Here is a 14,308-nt window from a genome sequence, read left to right as displayed (position 1 = left end):
CCCGGCAATAAGTTGAAGCGGGACGCGGTCGCGCAGATTTCCGAGCGGGGCTACGGGGTCACGTAAGTGTCGGGCGGTCTCGGGGTCAGCCCGAATTCGCTCTACGCTTGGAAGAAGACTTTCGCGAAGGGATCATCTGGAGAGGCGGAAAAGGACACCGAGATCCTGCGCCTGAAGAAGGAGTTGGCGCGGGTTTCGGAGGGGCGTGACATCCTGAAAAAGGACGAGCCGTTGTCCGCCATTGGTCCGCGGACAATGACGAGCGCGTACTTCGCCAGGGACGCACAGTAAAGTAAAGTGCGCGTCGTTGGCCGAACATCGCGGGCAGTTCTCCATTTCGAAGCGCCCTAGAAGGATCCCGACGGCGTCGAAGGCCGGCATCTTCAGATCGAGGCCTTCAAGTGCGCCTCGGCCGATATTGCCGCCGCACTTGGTGACCCCGACGGACAGTCCCTGTTGCGCGATGCCTTGCGCGATCCCCTTCATGCGGCGAAGCGGGCCGCGAAGATAGAACGCCGGACGGCACTGCCGACGCCCGGCCTGCCCGGGCGGGGCGGGACGGTGGCGGTCACCGCGGCCGACCGCGACGGGCGGATGGTGTCTTTCCTGCAATCGAATTTCGTGGGCTTCGGNATGGCATGACGTGACCGAAACGGCAGCGGTGGGCGAGGGCGAGGTCCTGGGCGTGACGATCGGCGAGGAGTTGATCGCGCTCTATCGGATCGAGGATACGTTCTATGCGACGTCCAATGTCTGTACCCACGCCTTCGCCCTGCTGTCGGACGGCTACCTGGAAGACGACTGTATCGAATGCCCTCTCCACCAGGCCCTGTTCCACGTGCCCACGGGCGAAGCGCGGTCGCGTATCGCCAAGCGACTGCTGAAGACCTTCGCGGTAAAGGTGGAAAACGATCGGCTCCTTGTGGAAGTCCCGACAACGGTCGAGGTCTGACAGGCGCGACAAGCGGCCGTGGTGCTCTGGCCCCGGAGAACCGGAGGTTCCGTCGCAAGCTTCAGCGGAATGATCTGTCCGGCCGTTCGATTGGTTGACGAGGCAAAACCAGCGGCTCCGCTCCAGAGGAAGCCGGCTCACTGCGCAGGATCAGGCTCTACCTGCCCAAACTACTCAGGAAATTCGTCGAGCGGCATCAATTGGCGTATTCGGTCAATTGATGCCTGAGTTATCATTATAGCTGTTTATTTCGTAAAATAGATATGTCAAACATCTGTAATGATAACTTCAGCTCAGATGCGCGCCGCGCGTGCCCTTCTTGGAATCGACCAGAAAACGCTGGCCGAACTTTCGGGGCTTTCGGTGCCGACCATACAGCGGATGGAGTCGGGCACCGGCACCGTCCGTGGGGTTGTCGACAGCCTGACCAAGGTCGTCGAGGCATTCGAGCGGAGCGGAATCGAATTGATTGGTGAGGGTGCGCAAAGCACGGGGGGCGGGCGTGGTGTCCGTCTGAAATCCCCGGCTTACAAACCCTGATCCCGCGACGGCGACCGCCGACGACCTGCCGACGATCCCGCCGCTTGCCTGCGCAAGGAGCGGCCAAGATGATGGAACAGACAGCCGGGTTGAATGCGCCGACATTCGCCCAGCTTTACACACCGAAACTGGTGACGGTGCTGTGCGAGGGATATGGCCTGCCGCAGCTGCGTGCGGATGCGGTAGCCGGCCTGACGGTGGCAATCGTGGCACTGCCGCTGTCGATGGCGATCGCGATTGCGTCGGGTGCCACGCCCGCGCAGGGGCTCTACACGGCCGTGGTCGGCGGGTTCCTGGTGTCGCTTCTGGGCGGTTCGCGCTTCCAGATCGGCGGTCCGGCGGGGGCGTTCATCGTTCTGGTCGCCGCAACCGTCGCACAACACGGGATCGGGGGGCTGGTTCTGGCCACGTTCCTGTCAGGCCTGATGCTTGCGGTGGCCGGCTTCCTGCGTCTGGGGAGCTTCATCAAGTTCATTCCGTTCCCTGTCACCGCGGGAATCGCGATTATCATCTTTGCCAGCCAAGTGAAGGATCTTCTGGGCCTGACGATCCCGAACGAACTGCGCGATCTTCTGGGCAAGCTTCCGGCGCTGTGGCAATCCCTGGATACCATTACCCCCGCCGCCGCCGCCCTGTCGGGCGCGACCATCGCCGCGATCCTGTGGCTGAAACGCCTGCGCCCGTCGTGGCCCAGACTTCTGATCGCGGTGGCCGTCGCCGCCGGTGCCGTGGCCCTGTTCGATCTTCCCGTCGAAACCATCGGCAGCATGTTCGGTGGCATCCCGTCTTCGTTTCCGTCGCCGCAACTGCCTTCGTTCGATCCGGACAAGGTGGTCGCCGTCTTGCCGGCGGCTGTGTCGTTCACCCTGCTGGGGGCGATCGAATCCCTTCTGTCCGCCGTGGTGGCCGATGGCATGACAGGGCGCCGCCACCGGTCGAATTGCGAACTGGTGGCCCAGGGGGTGGCGAACATGGGGTCGGCGCTCTTCGGCGGGTTCTGCGTCACGGGCACCATCGCCCGCACCGCGACGAACGTCCGGTCCGGCGCCCACGGGCCGGTGGCGGGCATGCTGCACGCCGTCTTCCTGCTGCTCTTCATCCTCGTGGCGGCCCCCCTGGCGTCGTTCATACCGCTTGCTGCGCTGGCGGGGGTTCTGGCCGTCGTCGCGTGGAACATGATCGAATGGGGCGCCGTTACCAGCCTTGTGCGGTCCGGCTGGGGCGAGGCCGCGGTGCTGGGCACGACATTCTTCCTGACGATCTTCCGGGACCTGATCGAAGCCATCGTCGTGGGCGTGGCGCTTGGTGCCGTGCTGTTCATTCACCGGATGAGCCTTGTCACGTCTGTCCAAACCCACCGGCCCTTCGCCGGCGATGACGTGGCCGACAGCCTTCACCCGCGTACCGTCTACGATGAACAGGCGATGGTGCGGTCCGACGTCGTGATCTTTCGGATCACCGGGGTGCTCTTCTTCGGGGCCAGTGCGTCCATCGGGGCCATTCTGGACCGAATCCAAGATCACCACCGGGCCTTGATCGTCGACTTCGAAAAGGTGCCGTTCCTCGATTCCGCCGGGGCGAACATGATCGGAAACCTGTCGCGCACGGCGGAAAAGCAAGGCGTGGCTCTCTGGCTGACAGGGGCCAGCCCGGACATCCGCCGCGTTCTGGAAACCCATGGGCTGGTCGCACCGCGGGTCCATTTTGCCCCGACGATCGACGCGGCCTTGCCCGGCATACAGGCGCCATCCTTCACCGAAAGAGGGGAGTCCTGATGCCCCTGTCCGCCGGAACCCGCAAGAACGACTGTCCGTCTGACCTGCGCCGCCAGGTCCGCGATCCGGGACGCACGGGCATCGAAGCCCGCCGCTGCCTTGCGCTTCATGCATTGGGAAAGCCCCGCACGCAGGCCGAGTTGCGGGATATCCTGGAAATGAGCAATAGTGGCGTGCTTCATCTGTTGCGACGTCTCGAACGCGATGGATACGCACGACCGGTGGAAAGGATCGGCAGGACAATGGTGTGGGAAAAAGTATCCCGGGATGGGAAGGGCCCCGCGGTCAAGTAAAGGTCTGCCGCCCAGTTGGAATCAGCGAATGCGGGTGACGACCCACGGACGAAGATCGCGGCCGACCCGAACGCATATCTGCCACGTTGGGCATGACCAGCGTCTTGCATATCCGGGGCTTCACGATGACCACCATCCGCGCATAAGAAGGATCATGTCCCCTCTTGGGCAATGCCACATTACCAATGCCGGCCAGTCGGAATCCTATGGTGGGGAGCTTGAGCTGAACTACCAGGCGTCGGATACGCTGAACGTCTATGGTTCGCTGGGGCTGCTGCAGACCGAATTCAAGAGCTTCAACGTGGGCGATCTGAACCTGTCGGGTCAGGCGTTCTCGAACGCACCGGAAACCACGGCGGTTCTAGGCGCACTCTGGGGCCGGGAAACCGGTTGGTTCGTGGGCGGCAATGTCCAGTACTTGGGCAGTGCCCTGTCGCGGATCGAAACCGGTGGCGAGAGGGCCGAGATGGACAGCTATGTCACCATCGACGCGCAACTGGGCTATGCTTGGGACTCGTTCGCGATCACCGGCTACGCGACGAACCTGTTCGATGAAACCTACTTCACCTATCTCTCTGGCCCGGAGGCGGCAGCGGCAGTGGGCGACCCGCGTGAATTTGGGGTCCGGCTGACGAAGTCGTTCTGAGCCCATCTGCGTCAGGTGGCGGCAGCCTGCCGCCGCCTGGGAATGCACATCGGCGTGCCGGTTTCGGGATCTGCGATCACGCGAACCCCGACGCCGAAGACATCGGCCACCCGTTCGGGGGTCAGTACGTCTTCTGGCGATCCCAGTCCGGCCACGATACCGTCCTTCAGCAGCACCATGTGATCTGCATAACGCGCGGCCTGGTTCAGATCGTGCAGCACCGCGACGACGGTCACCTGCCGGCTGTCGATCAGGTCGCGCACCAGATCCAGCACCTCGATCTGGTGGGCCAGATCCAGATAGGACGTGGGTTCATCCGGAAGCAGGACACTGCCCTGCTGCGCCAGCGTCATCGCGATCCACGCCCGCTGCCGCTGTCCGCCTGACAGGTTGTCGAGCGGCCGGTCGGAGAGATGGTCCAGATGCGTCAGGCTTAACGCCTCGTCCACGGCGGCGGTATCGGCGGCGGTCCAACTGCCCAGCAGCGTTCGGTGCGGATATCGTCCTTGCCGCACCAGTTCTGTCACCGTCAGCCCTTCGGGGGCCTGCGCGCTTTGCGCCAGGATCGAGATATGGCGCGCCAGCGCCCGTGATTGCAACTGACGGGTTGGGGTGCCATCCAGTAGCACGTCCCCGCCCTGCACGCGGTGGAGCCCGGCCAGGCAGCGCAGAAGCGTGGACTTGCCGCAGCCATTCGGGCCCAGAAGCGCGGTGAAGCGGCTCCTTGGCACGGCCAGATCCAGCCTGCGCAGCACGGGCCTGTCGCCGTAGCCCGCTGTCAGAGAGCGGAGTTCCATCGCAGGGGACAGGTCAGTCATTGCGTTTCTTCCACAAAAGCCAGCCGAAGAAGGGCGCGCCCAGAAGGCCGGTCATCAGGCCGGCGGGCAATTGGGCGGGGGCGATGATCGTGCGGGCCACGGTATCGGCGGCCAGCACCATCACGGCACCACAAAGGGCGGCGGCAGGAATCGTCACCTCGTGCCGGCGGCCGGTCAACCTGCGCGCGATGAGGGGCGCGGCAAGGCCCACGAAGGCGATCAGCCCGGCGGCCGCCATGGCGGCCGCTGAAATTGCCGCAGTGGCCAGGATCATCAGGCCCCGGACGCGGTTGACCCGTTGGCCCAGCCCCTGCGCCACGTCATCGCCGAAGGCGATCAGTAGCGCGCCTGACATTTCCAGCTTCTCCTGATCCGCGTGCCATCCGGTCCCGTCCCGCGACAGGGGTTGGCAGTCTCCACGACAAATCCGGCTTCCACCGCGCCGCGGCGTAGCCTCCGGTTTTCTCGCTCCGCCCCCTGTCCGCGGGCCGCGTCCGGCCACAGGTCGGGCTGCGCCCTCCCGCTCTGCCCAGCCGAAAGGGACGGGGGCTTTTTGCCAGACAGAACGCGAGGCGCACCCACTAGCGGAACGGGTTTCTGCCTAACCCGACCGAGCATTGAAACAGGCACCGGGACGGCTTTGTCATGTTATTGACCCGCTCTGGCTGCACGCATAGCCATTTCACATGATCAGCCAAGTTTCGCAGCCTCGCCTGAAGGGCTTCCGTTTCCCATGGTCCGTCATCTCCTATGCCGTCTGGGCGTACCATCGGTTTGCCTGAGCCTGCGCGATGTCGAGGATCTGTTGGCCGAACGGGGCGTAATCGTCTCGTATGAAAGCATCCGGGTGTGGTGCCAGCGGTTCGGAACGCAGATAGCGGCCAAGATCTGTCGCGATCGCCCGCTTCCTGCCGACAAATGGCACCTGGACGAAGTCTTGATTTCAATTCAATGGCGAAAATATTGGTATTAGCGAGCGATCGACGCAAACGGAGACATGCTGTAGATACTGCTGCAAAGCCGCAGAAATGCCCATGCCGCGAAGCGTTTCCTGATGAAGTTGATGAAGCGATGGGGTGTGCCACGTGTCCTGGTGCCCCCCTCTCGTGACATTGCTTCGCAATGCACTGCCGGGCAGTGGACAAGTTGCGCGGCTATGGCGTGGCCATCCGTGACCTTTGCCCAAGTGTCGATCATCGCTCGCACAAGGGTTTGCGCAACCGATCAGAGGCGTCGCATCGACACACACGACGAAGAGAAAAGATCATGGGTCGCTTCAAATCCCCCTGCCAGGCGCAGCGTTTCTATCCGTCCACGATCAGGCCGCGACCATCTTCCGTCCAAAGCGCAATCGCCTTTTCGCAGCACCCTACCGCCAATCCCGGGCTGAAGTGTTCAGCCTGTGGAACAACTATGCGGCTGAAATGGCTGCCTGAACGGAGCGCGGCTTCGTACTACGGGACACTGGCCCACGAGACGACGCACTGGGCCTGCGCAGAGAAGCGTCTGGCAATCCAGAAGGCGCACGAAAGCCGGAAAGAATACGCGTTCAACGAGTTGGTCGCAGAGATCGGCGCGGCGATGCTGGGCGTGTATCTGGGCGTCACACCGCAATTCGACCAGAACGCAGCCTATATCGAAACCTGGCTGCGAGCCCTGAAGAACGACAAGACGATGATCTTTCGCGCCGCGGCAGAAGCTCAGAAGGCGATGGATTTCATCATCGACCGGGCAAGACAGAAAGAGAGGGCCGCTTAGCTGGCCAGTCGCACCGCAAAATTTTGCGGCGGCGTGCGAGAAACGGAACCGCGATTTTCCGTCATGAGCGTTCTTGAATAATGGATGGGACCGCCTTGGACCGACTGCCGACTGGTCCAATATCATTTATTTAACATAATGACACCTATTGGATGTACAGCATCCGGTAATTTGTCATTGCCCTTCCGGATATCTTGTGGATCCGATATGCTCTCGGAAAGTCTTGAAGTTGTGAGAACGAAATGACCGCTATCAATCTTGATGAAATGTCCCTGGATGACCTGAAGCAGCTGGAAAAGGATGTGGCAAAGGCCATCAAGTCCTTTGAAATCCGGCGGAAGAAGGAAGCCCTCGCAGCAGCAGAGGCCGCCGCGCGTGATAAAGGGTTCAGCCTTGCCGAACTTACGGGTGGCGGGACAAAAGCGAAGACCCCGGTCGCTCCCAAGTATTGCCATCCAGAGAACCCGGAATTGACCTGGTCCGGCCGTGGCCGGAAACCGGCGTGGTTCAACGAAGCCCTGAAATCCGGTAAGTCGCCCGAGGACATGCTGATCTCCGCGTCTTAGGATGGCACAGGATGCTTGGTCTGGGCACCAGGATTGAAATTGGCGGCCAGACTGAGAACGTGCTTGCCCCCGGGCCAGCGATCCGCATTTACGAATGCCGAAGGTCCGCATTGCGGGACAAACCGACGCTTGAGTTGTGCTCAGACATGTCGGCTTTTTCGCACTTGGCAGCGCTTGGAGGTAGCGTGAGCGCCGATTGCTGGCTGGCGGCTTACTCTCAACGCTTCGATGCCATCTTACCGGCAAGGATATTCTCTCACCAGATAGCCGATGATCACGGAGCGGGCTGTCGTGGTTCTCTGATCGCTCGTTGTTGACGCTTTGGCGAGAGCGTAATCCCTAAGCGCTATTGCGTCCACGCGGCCGCGCCCGTTTAGCGGGCAGAAGGCAGGGGTATCCGATGCCAACTCTGTTCGGATGATGTGCCGCATGAAACCACCAACACCATCCTTCTGCGATGTGGATCCAAGTTTACTGAGCAACTGATAGACGTTCATCTCCTGCGGTGTCGCGCTTCCTGCGTGATCCTCCTTCGGTTCGGTTCGGGTGTCGGAGATGGCGGAGACATCCCTGGTCAGCCAGCCGTCCGCGTCGTAGATCGTGACGAACCAGAAGCCGCCGCGGTCTTCCTGGATTTCCGGCGGCGTCAAGGTGGCGCTGGAGGGCTGGATCTCTCCGTCGACGATTTGGGACTTGTTGGCGAAGGGCCAGTAGGCCGCGTCCGGCAGACCCAGCCCGCCCCAGCCTCAGACAGTGCGGTAGAGATGATCCTGAGGGCGAGGCTTGGGGCGGACGTTGACGGAGCGCTTATGGGTCAGGGCACCGCTCCGCGCGCCCTTGATCAAGGCCGCGCTGATCTCCTCGGTCTTCTGCAGTGGAAGGATGTTATCGGGGCCTTTCTCTTGGATATGCAGTCTTCGGATCAATCGTCCGCACGGCTTTCCGCAATGCTCTGGTAGACGAGGTTCTTGAAGATCAGGCGCAACGGGCCACGGTTGGCAGGCGACTGGATCATCAGCAGCGCGATCAATTCTTCTTGGGGGTCGGTGTGATAGGCCGTGCCCGCCGCACCGCCCCAGTTGAATTCACCAGCACTGCCGAACGATGGTGCGTTGCCGTCTTCCAGACGCACACCATACCCCAGGCCAAAGCCATAGCCCGGACCCGGCAGATAGTATTTGCCCGGCATGATGCCCTCCATGTGGTTGGATGTCATCAGCTGCACGGTTTTCGGCGACAACAGGCGGGTGCCGTTCAATTCGCCGCCGTTCAGCATCATCTGCGCGAACTTGGAATAGTCGTGCGCCGTGGACATCAGACCGCCGCCGCCCGACTGGTTGGGCTTGCGCACGCGGGGATCGAAGATGTCGCCTGCGCCCAGCTGGGCCTGCTCGGGGAAGGCCTCGGCAATGCGGGGAAAGTCGGCTTCGTCATCCACATAAAAGGCGGTGTCGGTCATGCCCAGCGGCTCGAAAATGCGCGCGGTCATGAAGTCCTCAAGGCTTTGCCCCGACACGATTTCGATCACCGCGCCCAGCACATCGGTAGAGCGGGAGTATTCCCAAGTGGTGCCCGGATCATGTTCCAGCGGCAGGCTGGCCAGCAAGTTGGCCTGTTCGATGGCGGTGTTCTCGGGCGAAAAGACCTCTGCCGCATTATACGCGTCGCGTGCAGGACCCGCGCCGAAGAACCCGTATGTCAGCCCCGACGTGTGTCGCATCAGGTCGCGGACGGTCATGGTGCCCTTGGCGGGGCGGGTGACAGCGTTGCCGTCTGCGTCGGTCTCTCCGGTGACGACCACCAGATCCTTGAACGCGGGCAGATAGGTGGCCACCGGCGCTTCCAGAAGCAGGCGGCCTTCTTCCACCAGCATCATTGCGGCGGCAGTGGTGATGGGCTTGGTCATCGAATAGATGCGGAAGATCGTGTCTTCGGTCATCGGTTCGCCGTCGGGTGTGCGTGCGCCCATCGTCGACACATGCGCAATCTGTCCGTCGCGGACCAGCATGATGATCGCGCCCGGTGCCATGCCCTTTTCGACCAGCGCACCAAATGTCGCGTCCATACGGGCCAGCCGTTCGCGATCAAAACCCAAAGCCTCGGGGTCACCGCGTGGCAGCTCCTGAGCAATGGATATTGTCGCGGTGGCAATCGCCAATGCACCTGCGACCAGACAGGTTCTTAGAATGGTCATTGTATCCCCTCCTCCCCAAGGTGTGGCGGCCCGGACGAGCCGCAGGGTCACGATAGAGTTTCTGCAATCTCACGTGGAAATTACGCCACGACATTCCGGGCTCGGTATAGTTCCCCGTCTCTGCCCACTCCCAAACGGTCCGCGCCAGTGCGGCCGGTGCCGTCGCTGAAGTTGCCACCATCGGGGCCGTGATTGCCTGTCGCTACCCTTTCAGAAAGTCGACCAGCGCGCGCAGAGCGGGCGGCGTCTGCCTGCGGCTTGGGTGGTAAAGATGAATGCCATCGAAGGGCGGCGTCCAGTCCTCCAACACGGCTTCGAGGCGGCCAGCAGCGAGGTCGGCGGACACATCCTCCTCCATGTGGAGACTGACGCAGCCGCCTTGCCGCACCAACGCCAGCGCAAGATCGGCCGAGTTGCAGATCAGCGGCCCCTCGACCGGTTGGCGCAGCTCTCGCCCGTCCTTCTCGAACTCCCAGGGCGCAATGCGACCGCTGCTCAGCCGGTGGTAGGCCACACAGGGATGATCGCGCAGGTCGCGCGGGCGGGTGGGCCGGCCATGACGGTCCCAGTATTCCGGCGTTGCCACCACGAGATGCCGCAGCGGCGGGCCGACGCGGACGGCGATCATGTCCTTCTCGACATGCTCCCCAAAGCGCAACCCCGCGTCGAAGCCGTCTGCGACGATGTCATGCAGCTTGTCGTCGACCGTAACCTGCACGGTGATGCCGGGATGTGCCGCCAGGAAAGCCGGCAGCCCCCGGGCCAGAAGGGTCTGCGCGATCCAGTGGAACGTGGTGATCCGAACGATGCCCTCGGGGTCGTCGCGGTAAGCGGCAAGGCCTGCCAGCCCGGCGTCGATCTCGGTCAGGGCTGGCCCCAGCCGGTCCAGAAGGGCTACGCCCGCCTCGGTCGGGGCGACGGACCGTGTCGAGCGCGCCAGAAGACGCACGCCAACCCGCTCCTCCAGGCTCCGCATCGCATGGCTGAGCGCGGACGGTGAAACGCCCAGCTCTGCCGCCGCGGCCGTGAAACTGCGCGTGCGGGCCACCGCGGCGAAGGCGGCCAGATCATTGAGCGGCATCCGCGCCATTGCTGAAATTTCCTCACAGGCTCATGGCACAGGTAGCAGCTAATCCCCGGCGGCGCAGCCTCCTATGTTCGTGGGGACAAAGGAGACCATCCATGCAGATGACAGACTATCGCCCCTTCGGCCGTTCCGGCCTGATCGTCAGCCCGCTGGCGCTTGGCACCATGACCTTCGGCGCCGGCCGCTGGGGCACGGACGAACCCACCGCCCGTGCGATTCTTGACACCTATGTCGAGGCAGGCGGCAACCTGATCGACACCGCCGATGTCTACAGCGGCGGGGAAAGCGAAAGGATGCTGGGCGGCTTCCTGAAGGACAGCGGGATGCGCGACCGGCTGGTGATCTCGACCAAGGCAGGCTTCCCGCGATCCCAGGGCACGCCGATGCACGCGGGCAATGGCGCCTACAACATCCGTCTGGGCATCGAGGCGTCGCTGAAGCGGTTGGGCGTGGACCGGATCGATCTTTTCTGGGTCCATGTCTGGGACCAGCTGACCCCGGCCGAGGAGGTGCTGCGCACCCTTTCCGATGCCGTCGCGCGGGGCGAGATCCTGTATTACGGCTTCTCGAACACCCCGTCCTGGTACGTGGCAAGGATCGCCACGCTGGCCGCAGCGCACGGTCTGCCGGGGCCAATCGGCCTGCAATACGCCTGGTCGCTGGTCGAGCGTGGGGTGGAACTGGACCTGATGCCGATGGCGCGTGAATTCGGGCTTGGCATGATGCCGTGGAGCCCTCTGGGCGGTGGCCTGCTGACCGGGAAGTACGGCCGCGACAAACTCGCCGCCGCGTCCGAACCCTCCTCGGTGCCCAATGCCGCGGACGAGGCCCAGGACCAGCCGCGCGAACGTCTGAATGGGGCCAACCCTTATGGCGGGATGCTGTTCACCGAGCGGAACTTCGACATCGTGGAGACCGTCCGCGATGTCGCCGCCGAACTCGACGTGCCGATGGTGCAGGTCGCGCTGGCATGGGTACTGGGCCAGCCCGGGATGATCTCGCTTCTTCTCGGGGCCAGCCGACCGGAGCAGTTGAAGGGCAACCTTGCGGCCCTGACGCTCGAATTGACGGACGACCAGCGTGCGCGTCTCGACGCCGTCAGCGCGCTGCCGTCGCTCAATCCGTACTTCATCTTCAACCTGCCGAGCGAGATGCTCTACGGCGGCATGGAGGTGGCCCGCTCCGCGTGACCCGTGGCCGACATGACTTGGGGGCGGGACCGCCCCCTCGTAGTAAGATCTCTGGCGACGAGCGCTGGAACGCGTGCTAAACAGATCGCAGACCCTTTCCTTACTACGATGTTCCTATGCTCGATTGGACGGGACTGACTGCGATCGTCGCCGCCTTCTTTATCGTCGCCGTTTCCCCTGGACCCGCCACGCTCGCCGTAAGCACGGCGTCGGCTGCATCGGGACGGCGCAGCGCAATGCTCTTCGGATGCGGGCTCGGCGCGGGCCTTGGTTTCTGGGGTCTGGTCGCCGCCACCGGCCTTGGTGCCATACTGCAAATGACCACGCCTCTTTTGGTCGCGCTGAAGGTCTTTGGCGGGCTCTACCTGCTCTGGCTAGCCTTCGGTTCGGCCCGTTCGGCCATGAGAAAGAGCGAGGCACACAACAGTGCTTCCGATAACGCGCCCGTCAGCGAAGGGCAATGGTTCCTGCGCGGGCTCGTCCTGAACTTGTCGAACCCGAAGGCCGTGGTCGCGTGGATGGCCGCGCTGTCGGTTGGCTTGGGAGCCGAGAGCGATTGGATGGGCGTTGCGATTGCCACGGGTTGCTGTGTGGTGATCGGGTTCGCGATCTATGCGGGCTACGCCGCGGCGTTCTCGATTGCGGCCGTGATGCGGGGCTACGCCGGCCTGCGGCGGTGGGTCGACGGGGCGGTGGCGCTGTTGTTCTCCGTCGCTTGGCTCGCGCTCATCCGTTCGGCCTTCGCACGGGGACAGTCGGTGAACTGAAGCGTGCTGCGACGCATTGGGGTTTGTCGAAGGATCGAGGGGAGCATCCGGCCGTTCCATAAGTGGTCCTTCCGACCGTCGAGTTTCGACTTCGGAGCCATATCGAAGTCCGCCCTGCGACCACGGTATGACCCGGTGAAGCTGCCGTTCAAATTTGACGCAGCATCGGTCGGAAGGGGGCTCCTTCCGGCCCTTCCCTGCGCCGAAGGGCCAAGCGCCTAGTCGCCCCTCTCGCGGCAGGCCCTGGGCGCTCGGGCTGACTATCGCTCGCGGCCCAAACCCGACGTTGGCCAGGATCACCTTTGCCGCAGCGCGGCTTTCCCATACCGGACCTTCACGGCACCGCGCAGCATCATCCAGAGCCCCGAGGTCCGCAGTGCGGGACAACGTTTGAACCGCGTATTCTGTACCAACGACTGCTTATCTATGAGCTACCACCCGCAATTCGACGACAACATCCTCTGAAGCAAAGCCCGCGACCTCTATTGCGGTCCACGCTGGATAGGGTTCGGACATCCGCTCCGCCCAAATCGTCTTGAATGTTTCCAGATGGTCTTTCAGTCCAACATGATAACTCGTCACCTCTACAACGTGACTACCATCCATCGCACCTTCTTTTAAGACACTGAAAACTTGATCAAAGGCAGTGATGATTTGTGTTGCTGCGTCCGGTGAGGTGACACCGTCCAGTCCCGCTCCGTTAAACCCTGTCAGAAAAACGAATCCATCGGCTTCAGAACCGGGGGCCATTTTCCAGCTTTGATAGAGTCCAGTCATCGCTTTGGGGATGATCGCTTTCTTTACCAATTATGAGCCCTTTCAAAGGAGAAGGTCGCGTGTAGTGCAGACGCCAGCTGCATCCGGGAAGCACATCACTAAGGCTCCACCATACCGTTCCTAGCATTGCACGAGGCGGTGGCCCCAGAAAAGCCGTAGAAAGTCCCTCACGGCGCGGTCCGGACCTTCAGCCTCGGATCAGGATTTTGCGGCGCGGCCCGTCGAAGCTGCCGTACGCCGCGGCTGCAAAACCCCCGCGACGGTCCGAGGTCATCTGTGCAGACCAAGCTGACAGCTGTGGCTCCGCTATGCTACCTGCGCCACTATGAGCAACATTCAGATCATCCCCTACACCCCCGAACATCGAAGCGCCGTTCTTGGCCTAACTATCGCAGCTTGGTCGCCGATCTTTGCAAAGACTCGTCAAGAGGTGCCTAGCTTTGTGTACGACGCCTTCTATCCCAACGGATGGCAAGCACGTCAGATCGAAGACGTTGGTGCTCTGCTGGATCAAAGCGAAGTCAGCTTTTGGCTTCTGGTGGACGGTCAGGATCTGCTTGGGTTCTTGGGGTTCCAGCTGCACCCAGAAGATCAAATGGGCGCAATCAATATCATAGCGATTACACCGGACCGGCAGGGTCAGGGTCTGGGCAGGCATTTGATGCAGTTTGCCGAAGCGCAGGCTAGCGATGCGGGGATGTCGATGGTGATGGTCGAGACTGTAGGTGACTCAGGACACGCGCCAGCACGTGCCGCTTATGAGGCATCCGGTTACCAACGCTGGCCCGTTGCACGATATTTCAAAAACCTTCAGTGACCGCTTCTCTAATTGGGCGTTTTGGTCAAGCTCGTTTTCCTTGTTGTTTGGGATCTCTGTCACTCATCCGGGTCACGCTTCTCTTCGCAGTCTGGTTGATACCACGTGGGGCATCGCTGCACGCATGT

Annotated in this window: 16 protein-coding genes and 3 pseudogenes; 13 read left to right on the top strand and 6 right to left on the bottom strand. The window is 62.4% G+C overall.

The window, feature by feature from the left end:
- Positions 1–12: 12 nt before the first annotated feature.
- The 7 genes and pseudogenes from D4754_RS20500 to D4754_RS24125 all read left to right on the top strand — a co-directional run.
- Positions 13–337, top strand: a pseudogene (locus D4754_RS20500) (transposase); the annotation flags it as partial.
- Positions 338–378: 41 nt separating this feature from the next.
- A pseudogene (locus D4754_RS20495) lies at positions 379–642 on the top strand (gamma-glutamyltransferase); the annotation flags it as partial.
- 1 nt (position 643) lies between these two features.
- Complete coding sequence (locus D4754_RS20490) at positions 644–952, top strand: non-heme iron oxygenase ferredoxin subunit (RefSeq protein WP_121067436.1); 309 nt, start codon at positions 644–646, stop codon at positions 950–952.
- 297 nt (positions 953–1,249) lie between these two features.
- Positions 1,250–1,492: a helix-turn-helix domain-containing protein gene (locus D4754_RS20485; protein ID WP_240453956.1), complete on the top strand. Its 243-nt coding sequence runs from the start codon at positions 1,250–1,252 to the stop codon at positions 1,490–1,492.
- A 71-nt stretch (positions 1,493–1,563) separates the two neighbouring features.
- Entirely contained in the window at positions 1,564–3,267 is a 1,704-nt protein-coding gene (locus D4754_RS20480) for a SulP family inorganic anion transporter (protein ID WP_121067625.1), read from the top strand.
- Positions 3,267–3,560: a hypothetical protein gene (locus tag D4754_RS24130; RefSeq protein WP_163026003.1), complete on the top strand. Its 294-nt coding sequence runs from the start codon at positions 3,267–3,269 to the stop codon at positions 3,558–3,560. The genes D4754_RS20480 and D4754_RS24130 overlap by 1 nt, the downstream gene beginning before the upstream one ends.
- A 154-nt stretch (positions 3,561–3,714) precedes the next feature.
- Positions 3,715–4,206: a TonB-dependent receptor domain-containing protein gene (locus D4754_RS24125; RefSeq protein WP_163026002.1), complete on the top strand. Its 492-nt coding sequence runs from the start codon at positions 3,715–3,717 to the stop codon at positions 4,204–4,206.
- Positions 4,207–4,217: 11 nt separating this feature from the next.
- On the opposite strand, the gene D4754_RS20470 is transcribed toward D4754_RS24125, so the two are convergent.
- Entirely contained in the window at positions 4,218–5,024 is an 807-nt protein-coding gene (locus D4754_RS20470) for an ABC transporter ATP-binding protein (RefSeq protein WP_121067427.1), read from the bottom strand.
- Positions 5,017–5,379 carry an iron chelate uptake ABC transporter family permease subunit gene (locus D4754_RS20465; RefSeq protein WP_121067424.1) on the bottom strand — a complete coding sequence of 121 codons (363 nt, stop codon included), beginning with the start codon at positions 5,377–5,379 and terminating at the stop codon, positions 5,017–5,019. The genes D4754_RS20470 and D4754_RS20465 overlap by 8 nt, the downstream gene beginning before the upstream one ends.
- A gap of 331 nt (positions 5,380–5,710) precedes the next feature.
- On the opposite strand from D4754_RS20465, the pseudogene D4754_RS20460 reads away from it, so the two are divergent.
- The 3 genes and pseudogenes from D4754_RS20460 to D4754_RS20450 all read left to right on the top strand — a co-directional run bounded on the left by D4754_RS20460 (position 5,711) and on the right by D4754_RS20450 (position 7,348).
- Positions 5,711–6,460 (top strand): annotated as a pseudogene (locus tag D4754_RS20460) (IS6 family transposase).
- Complete coding sequence (locus D4754_RS20455; RefSeq protein ID WP_121067421.1) at positions 6,438–6,782, top strand: zincin-like metallopeptidase domain-containing protein; 345 nt, start codon at positions 6,438–6,440, stop codon at positions 6,780–6,782. The pseudogene D4754_RS20460 and the gene D4754_RS20455 overlap by 23 nt, the downstream one beginning before the upstream one ends.
- Positions 6,783–7,024: 242 nt before the next feature.
- Positions 7,025–7,348: an H-NS histone family protein gene (locus D4754_RS20450; RefSeq protein ID WP_121067418.1), complete on the top strand. Its 324-nt coding sequence runs from the start codon at positions 7,025–7,027 to the stop codon at positions 7,346–7,348.
- 236 nt (positions 7,349–7,584) lie between these two features.
- Here the strand turns inward: D4754_RS20450 and D4754_RS20445 are convergent, their stop codons facing one another.
- From D4754_RS20445 to D4754_RS20435, 3 genes are all read right to left on the bottom strand, one after another.
- A complete protein-coding gene (locus tag D4754_RS20445; protein WP_121067415.1) occupies positions 7,585–7,998 on the bottom strand; it encodes a hypothetical protein in 414 nt (137 codons plus the stop codon).
- Positions 7,999–8,270: 272 nt separating this feature from the next.
- Complete coding sequence (locus D4754_RS20440; RefSeq protein ID WP_121067412.1) at positions 8,271–9,542, bottom strand: serine hydrolase domain-containing protein; 1,272 nt, start codon at positions 9,540–9,542, stop codon at positions 8,271–8,273.
- A 202-nt stretch (positions 9,543–9,744) separates the two neighbouring features.
- Positions 9,745–10,623: a LysR family transcriptional regulator gene (locus D4754_RS20435; protein ID WP_205589682.1), complete on the bottom strand. Its 879-nt coding sequence runs from the start codon at positions 10,621–10,623 to the stop codon at positions 9,745–9,747.
- A gap of 101 nt (positions 10,624–10,724) precedes the next feature.
- Between D4754_RS20435 and D4754_RS20430 the strand changes: the two genes are divergently transcribed.
- Positions 10,725–11,819, top strand: coding sequence for an aldo/keto reductase (locus tag D4754_RS20430; protein ID WP_121067406.1), 1,095 nt, complete (start codon positions 10,725–10,727; stop codon positions 11,817–11,819).
- 116 nt (positions 11,820–11,935) lie between these two features.
- Positions 11,936–12,586: a LysE family translocator gene (locus D4754_RS20425; RefSeq protein WP_121067403.1), complete on the top strand. Its 651-nt coding sequence runs from the start codon at positions 11,936–11,938 to the stop codon at positions 12,584–12,586.
- 420 nt (positions 12,587–13,006) lie between these two features.
- On the opposite strand, the gene D4754_RS20420 is transcribed toward D4754_RS20425, so the two are convergent.
- Complete coding sequence (locus tag D4754_RS20420; protein WP_205589681.1) at positions 13,007–13,363, bottom strand: Rid family hydrolase; 357 nt, start codon at positions 13,361–13,363, stop codon at positions 13,007–13,009.
- Positions 13,364–13,688: 325 nt separating this feature from the next.
- On the opposite strand from D4754_RS20420, the gene D4754_RS20415 reads away from it, so the two are divergent.
- Positions 13,689–14,180 (top strand): GNAT family N-acetyltransferase, encoded by a 492-nt coding sequence (locus tag D4754_RS20415; protein ID WP_121067397.1) that lies wholly within the window; start codon positions 13,689–13,691, stop codon positions 14,178–14,180.
- Positions 14,181–14,308 lie beyond the last annotated feature (128 nt).

Source organism: Chachezhania antarctica, from assembly GCF_003646465.1.
GTDB lineage: Bacteria > Pseudomonadota > Alphaproteobacteria > Rhodobacterales > Rhodobacteraceae > Chachezhania > Chachezhania antarctica.
Note: the sequence above shows the minus strand (reverse complement) of the source record. Positions and strands in the feature narration are given on the sequence as shown.

What these genes read in the sequence shown, in the direction of transcription:
- D4754_RS24125 (WP_163026002.1), top strand. Translation starts at nt 3,715, where the DNA reads ATGTCCCCTCTTGGGCAATGCCACATTACCAATGCCGGCCAGTCGGAA.
- D4754_RS24130 (WP_163026003.1), top strand. Translation starts at nt 3,267, where the DNA reads ATGCCCCTGTCCGCCGGAACCCGCAAGAACGACTGTCCGTCTGACCTG.
- D4754_RS20470 (WP_121067427.1), bottom strand. Translation starts at nt 5,024, where the DNA reads ATGACTGACCTGTCCCCTGCGATGGAACTCCGCTCTCTGACAGCGGGC.
- D4754_RS20485 (WP_240453956.1), top strand. Translation starts at nt 1,250, where the DNA reads ATGCGCGCCGCGCGTGCCCTTCTTGGAATCGACCAGAAAACGCTGGCC.
- D4754_RS20450 (WP_121067418.1), top strand. Translation starts at nt 7,025, where the DNA reads ATGACCGCTATCAATCTTGATGAAATGTCCCTGGATGACCTGAAGCAG.
- D4754_RS20415 (WP_121067397.1), top strand. Translation starts at nt 13,689, where the DNA reads ATGAGCAACATTCAGATCATCCCCTACACCCCCGAACATCGAAGCGCC.
- D4754_RS20440 (WP_121067412.1), bottom strand. Translation starts at nt 9,542, where the DNA reads ATGACCATTCTAAGAACCTGTCTGGTCGCAGGTGCATTGGCGATTGCC.
- D4754_RS20455 (WP_121067421.1), top strand. Translation starts at nt 6,438, where the DNA reads ATGCGGCTGAAATGGCTGCCTGAACGGAGCGCGGCTTCGTACTACGGG.
- D4754_RS20430 (WP_121067406.1), top strand. Translation starts at nt 10,725, where the DNA reads ATGCAGATGACAGACTATCGCCCCTTCGGCCGTTCCGGCCTGATCGTC.
- D4754_RS20480 (WP_121067625.1), top strand. Translation starts at nt 1,564, where the DNA reads ATGGAACAGACAGCCGGGTTGAATGCGCCGACATTCGCCCAGCTTTAC.
- D4754_RS20425 (WP_121067403.1), top strand. Translation starts at nt 11,936, where the DNA reads ATGCTCGATTGGACGGGACTGACTGCGATCGTCGCCGCCTTCTTTATC.
- D4754_RS20435 (WP_205589682.1), bottom strand. Translation starts at nt 10,623, where the DNA reads ATGCCGCTCAATGATCTGGCCGCCTTCGCCGCGGTGGCCCGCACGCGC.
- D4754_RS20420 (WP_205589681.1), bottom strand. Translation starts at nt 13,363, where the DNA reads ATGACTGGACTCTATCAAAGCTGGAAAATGGCCCCCGGTTCTGAAGCC.
- D4754_RS20465 (WP_121067424.1), bottom strand. Translation starts at nt 5,379, where the DNA reads ATGTCAGGCGCGCTACTGATCGCCTTCGGCGATGACGTGGCGCAGGGG.